Annotated in this window: 20 protein-coding genes and 1 pseudogene; 17 read left to right on the forward strand and 4 right to left on the reverse strand. The window is 51.6% G+C overall.

Annotated features, from left to right (window positions below):
- Positions 1 to 262: 262 nt before the first annotated feature.
- From NNL21_RS20440 to NNL21_RS20465, 6 genes are all read left to right on the forward strand, one after another.
- A complete protein-coding gene (locus NNL21_RS20440; RefSeq protein WP_204819814.1) occupies positions 263 to 1,375 on the forward strand; it encodes an ABC transporter ATP-binding protein in 1,113 nt (370 codons plus the stop codon).
- On the forward strand, positions 1,365 to 2,156 hold the full coding sequence (locus NNL21_RS20445; protein ID WP_204819815.1) for an ABC transporter permease: 792 nt from the start codon (positions 1,365 to 1,367) through the stop codon (positions 2,154 to 2,156). Before NNL21_RS20440 ends, NNL21_RS20445 begins: the two co-directional genes overlap by 11 nt.
- 8 nt (positions 2,157 to 2,164) lie before the next feature.
- Positions 2,165 to 2,968, forward strand: coding sequence for an ABC transporter permease (locus NNL21_RS20450; protein ID WP_204819816.1), 804 nt, complete (start codon positions 2,165 to 2,167; stop codon positions 2,966 to 2,968).
- A 3-nt stretch (positions 2,969 to 2,971) separates the two neighbouring features.
- Complete coding sequence (locus NNL21_RS20455) at positions 2,972 to 4,045, forward strand: ABC transporter substrate-binding protein (RefSeq protein WP_204819817.1); 1,074 nt, start codon at positions 2,972 to 2,974, stop codon at positions 4,043 to 4,045.
- Positions 4,046 to 4,078: 33 nt separating this feature from the next.
- The gene (locus NNL21_RS20460) at positions 4,079 to 4,693 is read left to right on the forward strand and encodes a YdeI/OmpD-associated family protein (RefSeq protein WP_256555359.1); all 615 of its coding nucleotides are present in this window, start codon (positions 4,079 to 4,081) and stop codon (positions 4,691 to 4,693) included.
- 267 nt (positions 4,694 to 4,960) lie between these two features.
- A complete protein-coding gene (locus tag NNL21_RS20465) occupies positions 4,961 to 5,476 on the forward strand; it encodes a double zinc ribbon domain-containing protein (protein ID WP_204819818.1) in 516 nt (171 codons plus the stop codon).
- A gap of 252 nt (positions 5,477 to 5,728) precedes the next feature.
- On the opposite strand, the gene NNL21_RS20470 is transcribed toward NNL21_RS20465, so the two are convergent.
- From NNL21_RS20470 to NNL21_RS20480, 3 genes are all read right to left on the reverse strand, one after another.
- Positions 5,729 to 7,333, reverse strand: a complete 1,605-nt coding sequence (locus NNL21_RS20470) for an alkaline phosphatase family protein (RefSeq protein WP_256555360.1) — start codon at positions 7,331 to 7,333, stop codon at positions 5,729 to 5,731.
- 133 nt (positions 7,334 to 7,466) lie between these two features.
- Positions 7,467 to 8,255, reverse strand: a complete 789-nt coding sequence (locus NNL21_RS20475; RefSeq protein ID WP_204819820.1) for a hypothetical protein — start codon at positions 8,253 to 8,255, stop codon at positions 7,467 to 7,469.
- Between the two features lie 25 nt (positions 8,256 to 8,280).
- Positions 8,281 to 8,817 carry a LytA/YqiH family protein gene (locus NNL21_RS20480; RefSeq protein WP_204819821.1) on the reverse strand — a complete coding sequence of 179 codons (537 nt, stop codon included), beginning with the start codon at positions 8,815 to 8,817 and terminating at the stop codon, positions 8,281 to 8,283.
- A 284-nt stretch (positions 8,818 to 9,101) separates the two neighbouring features.
- Here NNL21_RS20480 and NNL21_RS20485 point away from each other — a divergent pair, with 284 nt between their 5' ends.
- The 11 genes and pseudogenes from NNL21_RS20485 (at position 9,102) to NNL21_RS20535 (ending at position 18,471) form a co-directional block, all read left to right on the forward strand.
- Positions 9,102 to 9,425, forward strand: coding sequence for a 2Fe-2S iron-sulfur cluster-binding protein (locus NNL21_RS20485; protein ID WP_204819984.1), 324 nt, complete (start codon positions 9,102 to 9,104; stop codon positions 9,423 to 9,425).
- Positions 9,426 to 9,508: 83 nt separating this feature from the next.
- Positions 9,509 to 10,492 carry an NAD(P)H-quinone oxidoreductase gene (locus tag NNL21_RS20490; RefSeq protein ID WP_256555361.1) on the forward strand — a complete coding sequence of 328 codons (984 nt, stop codon included), beginning with the start codon at positions 9,509 to 9,511 and terminating at the stop codon, positions 10,490 to 10,492.
- A gap of 153 nt (positions 10,493 to 10,645) precedes the next feature.
- On the forward strand, positions 10,646 to 11,002 hold the full coding sequence (locus NNL21_RS20495; protein ID WP_204819986.1) for an antibiotic biosynthesis monooxygenase family protein: 357 nt from the start codon (positions 10,646 to 10,648) through the stop codon (positions 11,000 to 11,002).
- Between the two features lie 160 nt (positions 11,003 to 11,162).
- Positions 11,163 to 11,819, forward strand: a complete 657-nt coding sequence (locus tag NNL21_RS20500) for a hypothetical protein (protein WP_204819822.1) — start codon at positions 11,163 to 11,165, stop codon at positions 11,817 to 11,819.
- Positions 11,820 to 11,937: 118 nt separating this feature from the next.
- Entirely contained in the window at positions 11,938 to 12,657 is a 720-nt protein-coding gene (locus NNL21_RS20505; RefSeq protein ID WP_204819823.1) for a DUF1361 domain-containing protein, read from the forward strand.
- Positions 12,658 to 12,689: 32 nt separating this feature from the next.
- The gene (locus tag NNL21_RS20510; RefSeq protein ID WP_204819824.1) at positions 12,690 to 13,082 is read left to right on the forward strand and encodes a hypothetical protein; all 393 of its coding nucleotides are present in this window, start codon (positions 12,690 to 12,692) and stop codon (positions 13,080 to 13,082) included.
- A 41-nt stretch (positions 13,083 to 13,123) separates the two neighbouring features.
- Positions 13,124 to 13,534: pseudogene (locus NNL21_RS20515) on the forward strand (GNAT family N-acetyltransferase); the annotation flags it as partial.
- A gap of 42 nt (positions 13,535 to 13,576) precedes the next feature.
- Positions 13,577 to 14,110, forward strand: coding sequence for a YfiT family bacillithiol transferase (locus NNL21_RS20520; RefSeq protein ID WP_256555372.1), 534 nt, complete (start codon positions 13,577 to 13,579; stop codon positions 14,108 to 14,110).
- A gap of 339 nt (positions 14,111 to 14,449) precedes the next feature.
- Complete coding sequence (locus tag NNL21_RS20525) at positions 14,450 to 15,007, forward strand: DJ-1/PfpI family protein (RefSeq protein WP_204819826.1); 558 nt, start codon at positions 14,450 to 14,452, stop codon at positions 15,005 to 15,007.
- Positions 15,008 to 16,064: 1,057 nt separating this feature from the next.
- On the forward strand, positions 16,065 to 17,516 hold the full coding sequence (locus tag NNL21_RS20530; protein ID WP_256555362.1) for a glycoside hydrolase family 32 protein: 1,452 nt from the start codon (positions 16,065 to 16,067) through the stop codon (positions 17,514 to 17,516).
- Between the two features lie 76 nt (positions 17,517 to 17,592).
- Positions 17,593 to 18,471, forward strand: coding sequence for an ROK family protein (locus tag NNL21_RS20535; protein WP_204819827.1), 879 nt, complete (start codon positions 17,593 to 17,595; stop codon positions 18,469 to 18,471).
- Between the two features lie 63 nt (positions 18,472 to 18,534).
- Here the strand turns inward: NNL21_RS20535 and NNL21_RS20540 are convergent, their stop codons facing one another.
- The gene (locus tag NNL21_RS20540; protein ID WP_204819828.1) at positions 18,535 to 18,771 is read right to left on the reverse strand and encodes a hypothetical protein; all 237 of its coding nucleotides are present in this window, start codon (positions 18,769 to 18,771) and stop codon (positions 18,535 to 18,537) included.
- Positions 18,772 to 19,098: the final 327 nt, after the last annotated feature.

Raw genomic sequence — 19,098 nt, forward strand, 5'->3', positions numbered from 1 at the left:
CGGGAACGAAATTTGTTCCCGTTTTTTTTTGACTGTTTTTCTTAGAACGTCTATTACTGGCAGGCGTTACAGCACGAAACCCCCTTCAATTCCAATTCATGTCAGGTATTGTCCGGCTGGCACAATTTCCACTTTAGAGGACGGCGACTTTCGTATATGATAGACACATTGAGCTATGCAGGCGGGCTAATTGGGTAAACTAACCATGTAGGGTTAATGCCGGTCCCGGTGATCACCAATCATGTAAAGGGGAAACAGTGAAATGACGGATCAAACGATCATCCGCTTCGATCGGGTGACCAAGCAATATGACAACGACTCACCGGTGTTGAACGATGTCAGCTTTGAAATTGAACGAGGCAAGTTCTATACGCTGCTCGGTCCCTCGGGCTGTGGGAAGACGACGATTCTTCGACTTATAGCCGGATTCATTGAGCCATCGAAAGGCAACATTCATTTCAATGGACGCATTATTAATAACGTTCCGGCTAACAAACGGCAGGTCAACACGGTGTTTCAGGACTACGCCCTGTTCCCGCATCTGAACGTATTCGAGAATGTGGCCTTCGGTCTGCGCGTTAAGAAGCTCGGCAAGGCCGACATTAACGCCAAAGTGAATGAAGCGCTTCGTTTCGTCAACCTTGACGGCTACGGGAGCCGCGAGATTACGGAGATGTCCGGGGGTCAGCGGCAGCGTGTCGCCATCGCGCGGGCAATTGTGAATGAACCGGAGATCATCCTGCTGGACGAGCCGTTGTCCGCACTCGATCTTAAGCTGCGCACGGAGATGCAGTACGAGCTGCGCGAGCTGCAGCGCCGCCTCGGGATCACCTTCATCTTCGTTACCCATGATCAGGAAGAGGCGCTTGCGATGTCGGATGAAATCTTCGTTCTCCATGAAGGCAAGATCCAGCAGAGCGGAACGCCTATCGACATCTATGATGAACCGATTAACCGCTTCGTCGCTGATTTTGTCGGGGAATCGAACATTATTCCGGGGCGGATGACGCAGGACTTCGTGGTGGAATTTGCCGGTAAGTCCTTCGAATGCGTCGACCAGGGACTTAATCCGAATGAGCCGGTTGAGCTCGTGATTCGTCCGGAGGATCTGGAGATCACTGCACACGGCCAAGGCAAGCTGCAAATCCGTGTGGAATCCCAGCTGTTCCGCGGCGTCCATTACGAAATTCTCGGGTTCGACGATGCGGGAAATAAGTGGCTGGTTCACTCGACGAAGCGGGCTGTCGTCGGTGAAGAGATCGGTCTCGACTTTGATCCGGAGGCTATTCACGTCATGCGGTTTAACGAGACGGAGGAAGAGTTCGATAAGCGGCTGGAGTCGTACAGCGAGGTCGGTGCTCCGCATGGTGAATAGAACGCGCAATCTATACCTGGTTCCATACATAACATGGATCGCGCTCTTCGTCGTTGCGCCTATTGTGCTCATCGTATACTACTCGTTCTTCGACGTCGAAGGACAGTTTACGCTCGGTAACTATGCGAAGTTCTTCACGCCAGTCTATATGAGGATGACGTTCAGCTCGTTCTGGTACGCGCTGCTCATTACGCTGTTCTCCCTGCTGGTCGCTTATCCGACGGCTTATCTGCTCACGCGCTTGAAACATAAGCAGCTGTGGCTGCTGCTTATTATCCTGCCGAGCTGGATCAACTTGCTGCTCAAGGCTTACGCGTTTCTTGGGCTGTTCGGCACGTATGGATTTGCAAACGCGGTGCTTGAGATGGTTGGCATCGGGACGCAGCAAATCTTGTTTACCGACTTCAGCTTCATCTTCGTCTCGGTCTATATTTTTATTCCGTTCATGGTGCTGCCCATCTATAACGCGCTTGAAGAGCTTAATCCGTCCCTCGTGTATGCGTCCCGTGATTTAGGCGCATCCTCGTGGACGACATTCCGCCGCGTTATTTTTCCGCTTACGCTTGATGGGGTGAAGGCGGGCTGCCAAGCGGTATTCATTCCGGCTTTATCACTGTTTATGATTACAAGACTCATTGCAGGCAACCGCGTCATTACGCTTGGTACTGCCATAGAGCAGCATTTTCTCGTGACGCAGGATTGGGGCATGGGGGCGACGATCGCCGTCTTCTTGATCATTGCGATGGCGATTATTATGATAATAACTGGGAACCGGAGGTGAGCGGGAGCATGAATAAGACATTCAGGTGGTCGAATTTGTACCTCTTCGCTGTCTTCGCGATTCTATATGCGCCGATTATCTACCTCATGGTCTATTCCTTCAACAGCGGCGGAACGATGCACAGCTTCGAGGGATTTACGCTGGAGTGGTATAGCGAGGTGTTTGCGGATACGCGGCTGCTGATCATCGTACTGAACACATTCGTGATCGCGCTGCTGTCCGCAGCGATCTCGACCATGCTGGGCGTGATTGGCGCGCTGGCTATCCGTCATGTGCGCAGGAGACAGCCGCGCAATGCCCTGCTGTCCTTCAATAATGTGCTAATCGTCAGTCCTGACGTCATCATCGGGGCGTCCTTCCTGATTCTATTTACGATGATCGGCATTCGGCTCGGCTTTACCTCCGTCCTGCTCTCGCACATCGCCTTCAGCGTGCCGATTGTAGTGCTGATGGTCCTTCCGAAGCTGCAGGAGATGAGTCCATCGCTAATCGATGCGGCTCGGGATCTTGGCGCCAGCAGCCTGGATGTGCTGACCAAGGTTGTGCTGCCGTTCATCAAGCCGGGCATCTTCGCCGGCTTCTTCATGGCGCTGACGTATTCCCTAGATGACTTCGCTGTGACCTTCTTCGTAACGGGGAACGGCTTCTCGACGCTCTCTGTGGAAATATACTCGCGCGCCAGGCAGGGTGTCTCGCTGTCGATCAACGCGCTGTCGACCTTGCTTTTCCTATTCACGATTGTTCTCGTCATCGGCTATTACTTCATTAACCGGCGGAACAGCCGGCCGGCTGTAAGAGAAGGGGGGAAATGACGGATGAAACAGCTGATCCGCACTTTCGCCGTTATCTTTCTGGTCGCATTCGCGCTCATGTACTTGACCTCTTATCTGAATAAGTCGCAAGGGTATTCGGGTGGCAATACATTGACGATTTATAATTGGGGGGATTATATCGATCCTGAGCTCATCAAGACGTTCGAGGAGGAGAGCGGCACCAAGGTGATCTATCAGACCTTCGACTCCAACGAAGCCATGATGACGAAAATCGCTCAAGGGGGCACGACGTTCGACGTCAGCGTTCCTTCGGAATATGCGATTAGCAAAATGAAAGAGGAGGACCTGCTGCTTCCCATCGATCACAGCAAGCTGCCCAATTTGAAGCATATTGACGACCGTTTCTTGGATCTGTCGTTCGATCCCGGCAACCGCTATTCGATTCCTTATTTCTGGGGTACGGTTGGCATTGTATTTAACCCGGACTTGTTGGATGGCTGGCAGCTGACAAGCTGGAACGATCTGTGGGATCCCCGGCTGCGCAATCAAATTCTGCTAGTGGACGGGGCACGCGAAGTGATGGGCTTCGGCTTGAACAGCCTGCATTATTCTCTTAACGATACGAATGAAGACCATCTGCAGGAAGCGAAGCGGAAGCTTGGCGAGCTGACGCCCAATGTCAAAGCGATTGTCGGGGATGAAATTAAGATGCTGCTCGCCGGTGAAGAGGCGGCCGTAGGCGTCGTCTGGTCAGGCGATGCATCCGAGATCATGGATGAGAATGACAAGCTGGATTATGTTGTGCCGGAAGAGGGCTCGAACCTGTGGTTCGATAACATGGTCATACCGAAGACGGCGCGCAACCTCGAGGGCGCCTATGCGTTCATCAATTTCATGCTGGATCCCGACCATGCTGCGCAGAATGCCGAATACGTCGGTTACTCTACGCCGAACAAGGATGCACTTGCGCTGCTGCCGGAGGACATCTCGGGCGATACGCGCTTCTATCCGGAGGACGACGTGACCGCGAAGCTTGAGGTGTACGATAATCTGGGCAAGCGCATGCTATCGCATTACAATGAGCTGTTCCTTGAATTTAAGATGCACAAGAAGTAAGCCGGAAGGAACAGGTCCAAAGGAGAATGAGCGATGACACTAATGTGGAACAAACAGTCCGTGTACCCGATATTCTTCGCAAATCCGGCTGAGTTCCGGGAATGGCTGGAGAAGCATCATGATGAAGCGGCCGATTGCTGGGTGGGCTATTACAAGAAAGGCACCGGTAAACCCAGCATGACCTGGCCGGAATCCGTCGACGAGGCATTATGTCTCGGCTGGATTGATGGTATACGCAAGGGTATCGACGCATATAGCTATACGATTCGGTTCACGCCGCGCAAATCGAGCAGCATCTGGAGTGCTGTCAATATTCAGCGTGTAGCGGAGCTGGATGCGGAAGGACGAATGCGTGCGGAAGGTATGCGCGCATTCGAGCAGCGCAAGGCAGACAAATCGGCTATTTATGCCCATGAGCAAAAGGATGCTGCGCAATTATCGGATTCGGAGGAAGAGCAGTTCCGGGCGAACGAGAAAGCGTGGAGGTACTTTCAGTCTATGTCGGCTTCTTACCGGAAGACGGCGATCTGGCTCATCGTCAGTGCGAAGAGGGAAGAGACGCGGCGCAAACGGCTGGCTGAGCTCATCGAGGACTCTGCGAATGAGCGCAAGACCAAGAGCCAGACATGGTCGAAGAAGCCGGAGTGAGCGTGTGGGGAGTAGGCTAGAGGATGGAAGATATCTTTTGAACCAGTTGGCTGCGTGCTTTCATCCTTTATGCCTATTGCCGCACTAGGTCCTTAATTCAGGTGCTTGCTAGAAAAATGTTGAAGCTGTAATTATATTGTTGACTTCTGCGGTGGGTTCGTAAATAATTAGGGTGAAATTTTACATAACCAATGAGCAGGAAGCACCTCCTCATGCGCAGGTGCTATTTATTTTGGATACATCCACTTGTCTGGAGGGGGAGTTTCAATGGGGATTTTTGACAAAATCAAACAAGGGGCTACAAAAGCCGCCGATATGGCTCAACAAACCGTAGAGGTAACACGTCTTAACAGCCAAATTTCGACGAAGCGCAAAGAGATCGACAAGTGTTTGGCACAGATGGGGCAATTTGTTTTCGACGCTTATCAGGATCATGATCTGACTGCTGCAGAGCCACAGATTCATGCCATTAGCCAAGAGATTCTGAATCTCCAGAGGGAAGTCGTTTCCCTTGAAATGAAGATCAGCGAAATCAAGAACGAGAAGCATTGTCCGGGCTGCAGCAACACGGTTCCGTATGCGTCTAAATTTTGTAACGGCTGCGGACATCGCTTCGAAGAGCATGAACAGCTGCAGATCATTGAACCGGAGACAATCTCGGAAGTCGAACCGGAACAGGCAACCAAAGCCTGTGTGGTCTGCAATGCGGAGATGGACAGCGACTCCCGCTTCTGCATGGCATGCGGATCCGCCCAGGGGAACGGGAACGAAGCAAAGCCGTGAAGCTTCTTTTTGACCCTCTCGCTTCTCGTTATGCCAAGTGATCGCGAAACGCTTTACATTTTTCCCCGGCTGCTGGTTTATGAGATATGAAGCAAGCAGTACGGATATTCCCTCATTATGGAAAAGCTATCGAGTTGTTACGAAATAGTCAGCCTTGGGCTGACGGCGCGATGGAACGCATCTGCCCCCTGGGCATGATGCGTTCTTTTTCTTTTATACAAGGTCAGTCATGACGTACATTCTCATTGGTTCTTAAGGGGATTTGGCACGCTCAGACAGCAGCTTGATGAGATAAGGCTGCAAATCCTTCAAACGTAAGGTTGCGGGCTGTTGGTCCGTTCCCGCAATGAGCAGCGGCACCAGCGACTCCTCGACTACGAGAGAGCCATGACCGCCCCCGCCCTTATGATGAGGAGAGCTCAAGTCGCTCAATTCATACCCGGGCTTGGCCGTGACAACAAGGTAATCGGACTTGTGGGAATGCAGGGCCCCCCACAGACGGCGAAGCCCATCCGGGTATCGGCCGTACTCTACTGTATGAGCAGGGACATTGACTTGCAGATCTAATACCTGGTTATCGCCTTGAACGGTCCATGATTGTCCATAACGATCCTTTACCATGCCGGTGGCTTTAAACCGCAGTTCTTTTGCCGTACCGGCCTGAACCGCATGGACCCAACCATCCTCTTTCCAAACAATCAAATCCAGCCGCGGTTCCTCCCTTAGTACGTCCGCGATCGCTCGAAGGCTGTCCTTCTCGTGCAGTTTATACACATAACTCATCGTTTCGTTCACCGCGAGCACGATGTCCGTCTCTTCTGTAATGGCATCGCCTGTTCGAAGCACTTGATAGGTCTGCAGCAGCTTGGGCAAATCGACGACGGGATTCTCGCGGGTCTCTAGAATCTGACTCATCCCGCTGTCTCCGACAACGATAAGGATGGCTTCCTTCAATGCTTGAGAAGGGGAACCGAATGCTTGCAGGACGGATTGAAGCTGGCGGTCTATGGCGACGACTCCATCGAATTCATTAGGGCCGTTCCGATGCATCTTCTGATCCAGATCCGGCAGATAGACATACAAGAAATCGGGCAGAGTACGGGTCCGGATTAATTCATTCAAGACTTTAATTGCATAGTCGTTATTAAAGCCCAGCTTCTGTGTCGGACCGTTCGGGAGTCGAAGCTTGCCGCTCATCGGATTGGAAAGTGCGCCGAATGTCATGAAATCCGGCCCTTTAACCGTTATCTCGGCAGGCAGGGAGGTCGGCCATTGAAGCCATCTTGGTAGGGACAGCTTATGATCTTCAGTTCCTCTGTAGATAAGCCCGTTAATAGAGCCTGTTGTCCTTCCAAGCTTAGCTAAACGTTCGTATATCGTTAATGTCTTCGGGTTCAGATGGGAGCTATTCAAATGGACAAGCGCATCGAAGAGCACTTCATCCATACCTTGACGCAGCACTTCGGTTGGACCGGTTCCGTAATTGATGACCTTATGTTCATCGGCGGAGTACCAGGTGAGTCCCGGAACGTGATGATTGTCCGGGTATGTGCCGGTAAGCAGCGTACTGTCGATGGTGACCGACATGGTCGGAAACGAGCTCACAACATCGTTGTAATAACGGCCATGCTTCATGAGAAACTGAAGGGCCGGCAGCTCATTTTGCGCAATGCCTCTCTCAATGGAGTGGCTCATTAAGGAGTCCGCTACAATAAGAATGACCTTTTTCGCAGGAGCTGTGTGCTGCGATTTTGATTTTATAGTAAGAAGATCCTGCTCCTTAGGCTTCTTTTCGTGTTGGCTGCATGCGGTTATGACGACGACAATAAGCAGAATCAATAGCCGTTTATCAGGCATACGCAAAAAGATCCTCCTCCTCTTTGGGTTTTTTACAGTTTGTGCATTATGCTCCTGTTTTAAGCAACAAAAAAACCGGTGGATCGAAATCCACCGGGTAGCTTGATTATTGCTGTGTAAGATAGATGGCTTACTACTCCGCTAAGAGAATAACCTTGCGTGCAGTTCCTTGAGCGGGGAAAGAATCCATAACCATGCCGGTCGTCCAACCTTTGACGCGCTGCCCCTTCTTGAAATCATCGAAGGAGAGATTGCTCCCGTCCTCGCGCGATAGCTTGGAAAATTCATTGAATGAGAACCAAAGGTTCGGATTTTCTTCGCCGTCCTCATGCACGAGAATACGCTTGCCCGCGGCATCCACTTCAGCGATGCTGCCAATGATATGCGGCTCGCCAAGCGCTACAAATTCATAAGAAATCAGCTCTTTATTCACGACCTTCTCGATCTCTTCTACCTTGTCTGCTGCGTCGTCCGGCATGGAGATTGTCACGCGATTGTTGATGACATCGATGCCTGAGCTGTACAGATTAAGCTTCTTGTACAGGTCTTGTTCATGCAGCTTCTCCTGAGCCTGATTCAGCTCATCGATGGAGAAGCGCACATTGTGCAGGCGGAATGTCGATGGAACGAAACGTTTCTCGAACGCGGACGTTACTTCAGGTGTGAGGCCGACGATGTTGACATGCACGATGCTTCCATCCAAGTAAATATCACCATGAGTCAGGCTCACTTCCTTCAGGTAGGACTTGATCAGCTCGGGATCAGCTGCTGCCTGCGCAATCGGGGCAGTGTTTGATCCATCGCCGGTTACCTTCGTGTCAGGCTCTGCTTTGCCATCCTCAACCTTTGTTTCCTTCACTCCGCATGCGGCCAAGATAACGACAACCAGAACAAGAAGAAAAGCCAATCGAACGGTTCTCATCGTATCCCCCCAAAAAAGCAAAGTATTATTTAGATGCTGCCTTCTCTAGTTTAGTGAGCACCAGCTGTTTGTTTGTGCTATCGCCTTCAATCGCTTTTTCCACATACTCGAACGAAACAGGATCTTCCTCGTTCAGCTTCTCCAAGACGGCTTCCATACCATCTGCCAGCTGAAAAGCGGTCGGACCGTCCGCGGTCTGAATTTCAATGGAATGCGAGTCCATCTGTCCGTTGTATATACCGGTTCCCTGTTTGGTCGCAGTCGAAGGATCCTTCGACTCACCATTCGTATTACCCTTCGTGTTATCCTGCGGATCTTTCTCTGGATCCTCTTGTGGATCCTTCCCTGGGTCACCCTGCGATTCATCGTTCGGAACGCCTGGCTCTTCTACGCCGTTCGCCGGTCCGTTAGTCGAACCATTGTTCGAACCATTGTTCGAATCATTGGCGGAATTATTCGCCGGGTCGCTCTTCGGCGTTTCATCTTTCGTACAAGCTGTCAGCGCTGCTGCCAATACAAGCATCATAATCAAGCTCAGGACCCCAAATCGTATGTTCTTCATGTTGAACACCTCCAATTCTTATGACGATTCAAATCGGAAAAAGTTGCATGAAAACCACTAACCTGGATTGGGGAGGCGCTTCAGTCGCGGAAAAGCCCGGGGCTATCTTGAGATATGCAGGTAAAGTGAATTCGGCTTGTACATGTGCCATAATTCTGCTAGACTGCCGGAGATGGCGAACTTTTCCTCCATTGGACGGAATAACGCAAGGATACTTCATTCCGCAGCAGCCCTGTTTCACAATGCGCGGAATAGGTAATTACTTTTATGAGGAGGTTGTAATGATGCCAACAATTCAAGTAGAAGGAAGAGGCACGTTTCAAGTTGAAGAAGGAAGGAAGCTTGTACTGACTCTGGAGGATCATGGAGTAGATATCCTGCACCGATGTGGCGGTAATGCCAGATGCACGACCTGCCGCGTCGACATTCTGGAGGGGGACGCAGGCCCGATCGGCGAAGCAGAAGCGGCGATTCTCAATGCAAAGGGCATTACGGAACCGAACATCCGGCTCTCCTGTCAGGTGCGCGTACATGCTGACCTTACCGTGAAGCCGGTCATGACGGCCTCCGAATCCGGTTTGGAGCCAGGAACAAGGCCGCAGGATTGATTCCGTTATTCATGTCTGCCGCTGGCAGGGCACATTCGTCCCTGGCCAGCGGTATTATTCTATAAAGGAGGAAGGAGACCATCATGATGAAAGCTGTACTTGTTGATGAACATACGAAACGGCTGTCTATTGGGGAAGCCGCAGATCCCCGGATTACCGAGGACGGTTTGCTTGTACGCGTTCAAGCTACCGCTCTTAACCGGGCAGACCTGCTGCAGAAGCGTGGACTTTATCCGTCTCCGCAAGGAGCATCGACCATTCTTGGTCTTGAGATGGCTGGTGTGGTCGAAGTGGTTGGCGGCAATGTATCCGGCTTTAAACCAGGGGATCGTGTATGCGCCCTTCTTCCTGGGGGCGGATATGCAGAGCGTGCGGTCATTCCGGCGGGTATGGCGATCCGCATTCCCGATTCATTCTCTTTCGAAGAAGCTGCCGCCATACCGGAAGTCTTTCTGACGGCTTATATGAATCTGTTTCTTCTCGGAGGGCTTACTCACGGTCAAACGGTTCTGATTCATGCCGGGGCAAGCGGAGTAGGGACAGCGGCGATTCAGCTTGTGAGAGAAGCAGGTGCTGTTTCTATCGTAACAGCGGGCAGTGAGGAGAAACGCCGTACCTGTCTTGAGCTTGGCGCAAGCCGCGCAATCGATTATAAAGCAGGTCCGTTTGCTCCTCATGTGAAGGAAGCTACCGATGGTCAGGGCGTTAACGTGATCTTAGATTTTATCGGTGCGCCATACTGGGAACAGAACATCGAATCACTGGCGATGGACGGCCGTCTTATTATCGTCGGGACAATGGGCGGAAGCAAGGTCCAAGAGATGGATCTAGGCCTGCTGCTCAGACGCAGACAACAGGTTATTGGAACGGCACTTCGCTCCAAGTCTCCTGCGGATAAAATCCGTCTGACCGAGCAGTTCGCATCCTTTGCGATGCCGCGCTTTGCAGATGGACGCATGAAGCCGGTCGTAGATTCGGTGTGGGATTGGGAGCAGGCAGACGACGCTCATGAATATATGGAGCAGAATAAAAACACAGGTAAAATTATTCTACGCGTCCATAGCTGATAGAAGGGGGGGAGATGCCGGCAGAGCCGCCGGAATCTCTCCCTCTTTTTCACATGTGGTGCGGTGTATACAAATTGACAATGAGAATCGTTATCAAATATAATGGATGTGAATGGTTGAAGCAGGAAGACTGAATGGATGGAGGAGATTCATATACTTATTCAAATGAGAACAATTACCGTCAAGGCGGGCAATTCGGACAAGGTTATCGAGCGTTTCAGCAAACCCGGCGGTCCGATGACCGAAATCGAAGGCTTTATCGATCTGACCGTGAGTGTCAAGAAGGGCCGCAGGAATGACGAGGAGGAGCAGGTTGTCGTCATCGTCCGGTGGGAATCGGAAGAGGCGTGGAAGTCATGGGAGAAGAGCCCGGCGCATATCGAGGGGCATCGCAACAGCCGTAATCAGCAGCCTCCGGACTTCGTGATCAGCACGGTTGTCGAGCGGCTGGACGTGAAAGCGGTTAAGCTTCCTCAGGGGAAAGTCGCGACGGTTAATGAGTCAGAGTAAATAGGCAAGGACGAGGATCCTTCCGGAATATCCGGGGGATCTTTCTTTTTGCTAATGAATCGTAAAAGTGACTAGGATACGGTAAAGTATAGTAAAAGTATGCTAGGTCGGAGGGGGAATCATGACGTTGAGTGGAAGTAAGTAGATAAGGAGTGACGTTTTGCGTAGAAAAGAATTTCTGTTTTTTATTCTCATTCTGGTCGGTTTGCTGCTTATCGCCAACCATCATCTTGGCTATTCTTTCGGAGACGATATATTCAGAGAGATAGGAATACCGCCTTGGACCAATACAGAATACGATTCCGGGATACATATTTCGGTTATCGCAGGATTGATCATGCTCGCCGTCGGTTATTTTGGCGCTGTTAAGCACTACCAACTCAGATTCCCCAAGATACGGAGTCGAATTGTACTCAGCGGTATTGTATTTGTGTGGCTCTTTCCATGGGTATCCGAGAACCTTATGATTCTGTTTCATTATAACTCGACAACCATCTCCTCCGTCGCTTATTCCAAGAAGGGCAGTCAATGCAGCTATCAATCGGAAGAAGCGAGTGTGGAAGCGGACTGCTCGATTTCGTTGATTAATTACGGTAAAGAAAAGAGTGTAACGGTCAGGCCGTATTTAATCCGTGCGGCCACCATGATCGAGTTTGAGCCCATGACGTTCACGCTCCCGCCTCATACGAGGATTAATATGGGCACGACGTTCAATGGCAGGCAAATAGATGGAACTGGATTCTCCGGCTGGTCCAGAGAAATCGGTATTGAACTGGAAGTCGATGGGAAGAAGAAAAGGTATGGTGCGAAGACGTAGCAAGCTCGAGCGCTGAAGTGGAGAACGGGTCACCTTCTCGTAAAGGGGAACAAGGAACTTTTTGGATGAAGCCGTCGTCTTATAGGCATATCCGTCCCGGGAGGCGATTCGACTGCTATTGCACAAGCTCGGCACTAATCGAAATAAGCTCATCGTACTAATACTTCTATTCATTTCTACACTATGCTGTCTGGCCCTTGGGGCTTACTTGCGGGAATATACGGGTAGAAGCATCTATTTGTATTTAAACTGGGACATGTTTCTTGCTTGGGTGCCGGTTGGTTTCGCGCTCATACTGGATTGGCTTGTAATCGGGTTGAATATGAAGCGCGGTGCACGATTGCTGTCTGTCATTCCGATCCTGCTGCTTTGGCTGTTCTTCTATCCCAATTCGGCTTATTTGGTCACGGATATCCTTCACCCTTTCATCCATTATAAACCGGAGCCGGGCATTCCGTTTCTGTTTGAAATGGAGTTCTGGCATCACCTCTTGTTGTTCTTCACCGCCGCGGTAATCGGGCTGCTGCTCAGCTTCTATACGTTATACTCGGTACAGGAGCTGGTTAAAGGGTTGTACGGACGAACGATCAGCTGGATATTCGCCGTAACGGTGCTGCTGCTGGCCAGCTATGGAATCTATATCGGACGGTTCATCCGGTGGAACAGCTGGGACGTGTTTACAAGACCGAAGGTGCTGTTAACCGACTTGTTCACGATGCTATTGGAGCGGGAACAGCTGTTACATATCATATCTTTCACGAAGTTAATCTTCGTATGCTTGATGCTCAGCTATTGTGTCTTGATTGCGATCACACACCTGAGAGTGAACAAGTACTAAGGGTACTGTGTTCCTTCAGGGAAGGAGTGACTATGAAGAGATCTAAGAAACTAATAGGGGCTGCAGCCATGCTGCTCCTCATAATCGCAGTGGTTGGCGTATTCATTTATGACAGTAAAAGCTATTATCCGCCTTTGCCCAGAGGCATGGAAGGGATCGGGAAGAAAGAGGTTCTTCAAGCGGTTCATGACAGCCGCGATGGCTTAAGCCCGATACATACCAATGAAAAGGCTGAATGGTTTGGATTCCACGGCAATCAAGGCGACGGCGGCAAGTATCTGATTGCCAAGATGGAAGAGCAGGGCTGGGTCTTCAAGGAACAGATGGGCGGCGGCTATATCTTTCAAGATGCGGAGCAGCGGCAGCGGGTCGTAGAGAGCGAGATGTGGACCAGGAAATACGTGATGTTCGAAGTGTTCAAATGAGATAAAATGATAGTCGATAACCTAAAAGAGGTGAAGCGCTCATGAGTGATTATCGGCTTGTTCTTGCAGCCCCGGCGAATCCCGATCTTCGACTTCTGACAGAACGACTGGATCGCGATCTGTTGGAGCGGTATCCGGCGGATGAGATCTTTGGACTGGACTTCGAAGATCCGTCTATCGATGAAGTGGTGTTTGTCATCGCTTACGATGGAGAGCAGCCTGTCGGGTGCGGGGCAATCCGCCCGCTGGATGATTCCAGTGCCGAGCTGAAGCGGTTTTACGTGGAGTCGTCTCACCGGAAGCGCGGCATTGCTGCGCGAATCTTTCGTTTCCTGGAGAAAACGGCGGTGGAGCGGGGCTATCGCATCCTGCGGCTGGAGGCAGGCTGGGAGCAGCCGGAGGCGATACGCTTTTACCGCAAGCAGGGCTTCTGCGAGATTGTCCGGTATGGCGAGTATACCGGCTGTGAATCGAGTGTTTGCTTCGAGAAGGATATGGGGAGCGGAGATGCTTCGTATCCGATTGGACCTTTCAAGCATGAAGGTATTATAACGGAGGAGCAAAGAGCCGTCTGGATTCGGGAGATCGAATCGCTGCCGCTTAAGCTGGCTATGGCTGTCGAGGACTTAAGCGACAGTCAATTGGACACGCCTTACCGTGAGGGTGGATGGACCATTAGGCAGGTCGTGCATCATCTGGCGGACAGCCATATGAACAGCATGATCCGGTTTAAGCTCGCCTTGACGGAAGAGAATCCGACCGTCAAGCCGTATGCCGAGGATCGGTGGGCTATGCTGGAAGACAGCCGGCAGCTGCCGATCCTCCCGTCACTGCTGCTCCTCGAGTCCCTGCACTTGCGGTGGACGTGCCTGCTCCGTTCCCTTCGCGCAGAAGATTATGAACGGACGTTCTACCACCCCGAATCGAAGCAATCGAATAGGCTGGCTCATGCTCTTGGTGTTTATGCCTGGCATGGAAATCATCATGTGGCGCATATTAGAAGCTTGCGAGAGCGCATGGGCTGGTAGACCAGCGTACACCGCAGAGGAATCGTGACAATGGGAGATGCTTGTCTGACGGATGCCGCCGTTTTATGCCGGTATGCCGAGATGCTGTCGCAACGTGCAGGTACGGCGTACGGTGTGTCTCCTATATAGGGATTTGGATGCATCGACGACAGGCCGATGGAAGGATACTTCCATTGGCTTTTTTATGTTATTCTCTTGCTGGCTGGAAGGATGGGTAATGGATTACGGCTCGGAACGTGTGTGCATGTAAGCAGGCAAGACGCTAAGAGAGTCATGCTCGATGCCCAGCGGGTAACGTACGTATGTAAACCAAACTATGTGCTGAAGGAGTGAACGGAATTGACGAAGAAAATTCTGCTGTTGACCGGAGACGCCGTTGAAGTGCTGGAGGTATACTATCCCTATTACCGCTTGTTGGAAGAAGGATATGAGGCAGTCATTGCTGCACCTGCGAAAAAGGTGCTTCACACAGTCGTCCATGATTTCGTAGAAGATTGGGAGACGTACACCGAGAAGCCGGCTCATCTGCTCCCGGCGCATGTCGCCTTCGCTAATGTGAACCCGTCTGAGTATGACGGGTTAATCATTCCCGGCGGGCGGGCACCGGAATATATCCGCTCTCACACCGAGGTACCGCGCATATTGAGCCACTTTCTAGAGGCGGACAAGCCTGTCGGAGCGATCTGCCACGCCGCCCAAATCTTCGCGGCTCTGAAGGATACAAGCTATTTTGAAGGGCGCACGATGACGGCTTATACGGCTTGCCGCTTCGATGTCGAGAAGCTCGGAGCACACTATGCTACGGATACGCTGCATGTCGATGGAAAGCTGGTCACCGGCCATGCCTGGCCCGATCTGCCCGGCTTCATGCGCGAGTTTCTGAGATTTTTCAAGTAAGTTAGCAGACATAGATTAAGTCGCATGGTGTCGGAACCACGCAGGCTGCTCCCTTTTGGGTGGAGCTGTAAGGCCTAGAAACGGACTTACAGCAGGTGGGCTCGCCGTGAGGGCGTGCTGGTAGTCCGTTTTCTACCGTTACAGCGGGATGCTTAGATGCCGAGTTGAATACCTGGAGCTGTAAGGCCTAAAAACGGACTTACAGCAGGTGGGCTCGCCGTGCGGGCGTGCTGTAAGACCGTTTTCTACCGTTACAGCGGGGATGCCGAGAGGCCGAGCTGAATACCTGGAGCTGAAAGGCCTAAAAACGGACTTACAGCAGGTGGGCTCGCCGTGCGGGCGTGCTGTAAGACCGTTTTCTACCGTTACAGTGGGGATGCCGAGAGGCTAAGCTGAATATCCGGAGCTGTAAGGCCTAGAAACGGACTTACAGCAGGTGGACTCGCCGTGCGGGCGTGCTGTAAGACCGTTTTCTACCGTTACAGTGGCGATGCCGAGAGGCTAAGCTGAATATCCGGAGCTGTAAGGCCTAGAAACGGACTTACAGCAGGTGGGCTCGCCGTGAGGGCGTGCTGGTAGTCCGTTTTCTACCGTTACAGCGTGGATGCCTAGAGGCTAAGCTGACTATCTGGAGCTGTAAGGCCTAAAAACGGACTTACAGCAGGTGGGCTCGCCGTGAAGGCGTGTTGTAAGACCGTTTTCTACCGTTACAACGGGGATGCCAAGATGCCGAGCTGACTATCTGGAGCTGTAAAGCCTAAAAACGGACTTACAGCAGGTGGGCTCGCCGTGAAGGCGTGTTGTAAGACCGTTTTCTACCGTTACAGTGGGGATGCCGAGAGGCCGAGCTGAATATCTGGATGAAGTGAAGGCCGTTGGAAGGAGCTCTCCCAACGGTTCTTCTTTTTTCATCCTGTACAACTTGCCATTAAGGGATTACCAATGTATGCAAAAAAGGATAAGATGAAATTGGAAGCATGCAGCCTGTTGTAAATGTTCCCGATGGAGAGAATCTCTTGAAGTACGTTCTACACTACACGTTTAGGAGGAGATTTCATTGAAGCTGGATCCATACAGACCGAATTATCATTTTACACCACCGCAGAATTGGATGAACGATCCGAACGGCATGGTCTACTATAAGGGAGAGTATCATCTGTTTTACCAGCATCATCCGAATGGAATGACATGGGGGCCAATGCACTGGGGACATGCGATTAGCACGGATATGGTCCATTGGAAGCATCTCCCGATTGCGCTTGCGCCAGACGAGCATGGTACGATATTCTCTGGAAGCGCCGTGGTCGATTGGAACGATACGACGGGATTCTTCGGCGGCAAATCCGGCTTGGTTGCCATCTTCACGCATCATGACGAGGATCCCATAACGGGTGTTCAGCGGCAGCGACAAAGCTTGGCGTATAGCGATGATTCAGGCCGCACCTGGACGAAATATGCCGGCAATCCTGTACTGGAGGATCCCCGTTACCTGGACTATCGGGATCCAAAGGTGTTCTGGCATGAGCGGACAAGCCAGTGGATCATGATCCTTGCGACGGGACAGACCGTGACACTGTACCATTCTCCTAATCTCATTCATTGGACCTTTGCCAGCGAATTCGGCCAGGGAGAGGGCTTCCACGAAGGCGTCTGGGAATGCCCTGATTTGTTCGAGCTGCCCGTCGATGGAGAGGCCGGCAAGACGAAGTGGGTCATGTTCGTTAGCAGCGGTGGATTGGAATTCGGTGCCAGGACGCAGTATTTTATCGGCGATTTTGACGGGACAACCTTTACGAATGAGCGCCCTTCCGAGGCTGTACGCTGGTTGGATCATGGATGGGATAATTATGCGGGCGTCAGTTGGTCGGATGTACCGGCTGAAGACGGACGCCGGATCTACATAGGTTGGATGAGTAATTTTAAATACGCTCATGCAACGCCAAGCGATGGCTGGAGGAGTGCGATGACGATCCCGCGGGTCCTTCAGCTTTCGCACATTGATGGCGAGCTAGCCCTGATCCAGCAGCCCGTCAAGGAGCTGGCTTCGCTGCGAACCCGCACATGGACTCAGAATCATGGTACAATCGAAGACGGTTCCCATCGGTTACCGGATTTGGCGCTGGATAGCTATGAAATCATTGCCGAGTTTGCGCCAGGGACTGCAGAGGAGTTTGGTTTGAAGGTTCGGACGTCTGAGAATCATGGGACGATCGTAGGTTATAGGAGGCAGGATCAGGAGCTGTTTGTCGATCGATCCCACTCAGGTGACACAGCGTTCCATGAGGAGTTCGCGAGAAAACATACGGTGAAGCTGAAGCAAACGAATGACCGCTTGAGGCTGCATATCTGGGTGGACAAGTCCTCGATCGAAGTCTTTGCCGCTGACGGGGAAGCGGTCATGACCGATTTGATTTTTCCGGGTGAAAGCGATACCGGCCTGGATATCTACTCGCGCGGCGGTACCACGGAGCTCCTCTCGCTTGAGATTTATGATTTAAAAGCGATTTAACATCTATTCAAATGGCTGAAAGTTTGCCAAAATGGTTGCAGGCATAATGAATAAGACTTATTGGAGGAACACAGACATGCGTATAGGAGCAATTGAGGCTGGCGGCACAAAATTCGTGTGTGGAGTCGGCAATGAAGAAGGCATCATTGAGGATCGGGTCAGTTTTCCGACCGAGCAGCCGGAACAGACGACGAAGAATGTCATTGCCTACTTTCAAGATAAAGGCGTCGAGGCTATTGGAGTCGGCTCGTTCGGTCCCATTGATCTCGATCCAACTAGTCCCTTGTATGGATATGTGACGACAACGCCGAAGCCGGGTTGGGCGAACTATCCGCTGCTAAGTACGCTTAAGGAAGCCTTTGACGTTCCGTTCGGATGGGATACGGATGTGAACGCTGCGGCTTTCGGTGAAGCGACTTGGGGCGCGGCCAAAGGATTGGATAGCTGTGTCTATTACACCATCGGTACAGGAGTCGGGGTGGGCGTCTATACAGAGGGCAAGATGGTTCACGGTCTTGTTCATCCAGAGGGAGGACATGTCTTGACGAGGCGTCATCCGGAGGATGATTTTGCAGGCGTATGTCCGTATCACGGGGACTGCTTGGAAGGCATGGCAGCAGGGCCGGCGCTGGAGAAGCGTTGGAAGGTGAAGGGCAGCGAGCTTACGGTGGATCATCCGGCTTGGACGATCGAAGCCTTCTATATCGGACAAGCTGTTGCTTCTGCGATCTTGATGCTTTCTCCGAAGAAAATTATTTTGGGCGGGGGCGTCATGCATCAGGAGCAGTTGTTCCCGATGATCCGCGCGGAAGTGAAGAAGAATCTTAATGGATATGTCAGTGCAAAGGCGATCTTGGAAGATATCGATTCGTACATTGTTTCTCCGGGACTGGGTGATAATGCCGGCTTATGCGGTGCCTTGGCGCTTGGCTTAGCGGCAGCGCAAGGCAAGTAATCCACTCGGTTGGCAGGGCGGCAGTCGGGCTGTTACATGATGCAATTGTCCATTGTCTTGTAACTAGGCGGCGATGGTCCTGCTGACCTGGTTGCCGTCACTGTTATTACCGGCAATTTCGCGCAGCTCACGCAGAAGCTCGTCGAGTTCTTGCCGAAGCTCGTGGAGCTCGGTTCTACAACGCGCTCCGAGGGTGTTCAGACTGGAGCCGGTTATTTGGCCGGTGCGGATCTGGTAGATCAATTTGTCCGTCATCGTATCGCAATCACTGATGCGGGCAGCCGATTGAATGGCATGCATGGTTGGGACCTCCTAAAAGTTTTTGTGAGACGCAGTCGAGCAAAAACTCACATCGTAAGCATACGCTTAGTTTTTGTGAGACGCAGTCGAGCAAAAACTCACATCGTAAGCATACGCTTAGTTTTTGCGTGGCTTTGCGTATATTAGAATCATAGCAATCATACATACGGATAAAGTCAATTTGACGTCAACGCCGTGTAAAAATTATCCTTGCAATCGGCTTGATTGCCGAGGAGTGCACAAACGTACACATGCTAGCCGCAGAGGCATACACCTCTGCGGCTGTTTATTATGAGCGAGCACTTCTCGCGATAAATGTAATTTATT

Origin of the sequence: Paenibacillus mendelii (assembly GCF_024498075.1) — a bacterium.
GTDB classification, from domain to species: domain Bacteria; phylum Bacillota; class Bacilli; order Paenibacillales; family Paenibacillaceae; genus Paenibacillus_Z; species Paenibacillus_Z mendelii.

Coding starts and splice junctions, on each gene's coding strand:
- NNL21_RS20440 (WP_204819814.1), top strand. CDS start 263: ATGACGGATCAAACGATCATCCGCTTCGATCGGGTGACCAAGCAATAT.
- NNL21_RS20445 (WP_204819815.1), top strand. CDS start 1,365: ATGGTGAATAGAACGCGCAATCTATACCTGGTTCCATACATAACATGG.
- NNL21_RS20450 (WP_204819816.1), top strand. CDS start 2,165: ATGAATAAGACATTCAGGTGGTCGAATTTGTACCTCTTCGCTGTCTTC.
- NNL21_RS20455 (WP_204819817.1), top strand. CDS start 2,972: ATGAAACAGCTGATCCGCACTTTCGCCGTTATCTTTCTGGTCGCATTC.
- NNL21_RS20460 (WP_256555359.1), top strand. CDS start 4,079: ATGACACTAATGTGGAACAAACAGTCCGTGTACCCGATATTCTTCGCA.
- NNL21_RS20465 (WP_204819818.1), top strand. CDS start 4,961: ATGGGGATTTTTGACAAAATCAAACAAGGGGCTACAAAAGCCGCCGAT.
- NNL21_RS20470 (WP_256555360.1), bottom strand. CDS start 7,333: ATGCCTGATAAACGGCTATTGATTCTGCTTATTGTCGTCGTCATAACC.
- NNL21_RS20475 (WP_204819820.1), bottom strand. CDS start 8,255: ATGAGAACCGTTCGATTGGCTTTTCTTCTTGTTCTGGTTGTCGTTATC.
- NNL21_RS20480 (WP_204819821.1), bottom strand. CDS start 8,817: ATGAAGAACATACGATTTGGGGTCCTGAGCTTGATTATGATGCTTGTA.
- NNL21_RS20485 (WP_204819984.1), top strand. CDS start 9,102: ATGCCAACAATTCAAGTAGAAGGAAGAGGCACGTTTCAAGTTGAAGAA.
- NNL21_RS20490 (WP_256555361.1), top strand. CDS start 9,509: ATGATGAAAGCTGTACTTGTTGATGAACATACGAAACGGCTGTCTATT.
- NNL21_RS20510 (WP_204819824.1), top strand. CDS start 12,690: ATGAAGAGATCTAAGAAACTAATAGGGGCTGCAGCCATGCTGCTCCTC.
- NNL21_RS20520 (WP_256555372.1), top strand. CDS start 13,577: ATGGGGAGCGGAGATGCTTCGTATCCGATTGGACCTTTCAAGCATGAA.
- NNL21_RS20535 (WP_204819827.1), top strand. CDS start 17,593: ATGCGTATAGGAGCAATTGAGGCTGGCGGCACAAAATTCGTGTGTGGA.
- NNL21_RS20540 (WP_204819828.1), bottom strand. CDS start 18,771: ATGCATGCCATTCAATCGGCTGCCCGCATCAGTGATTGCGATACGATG.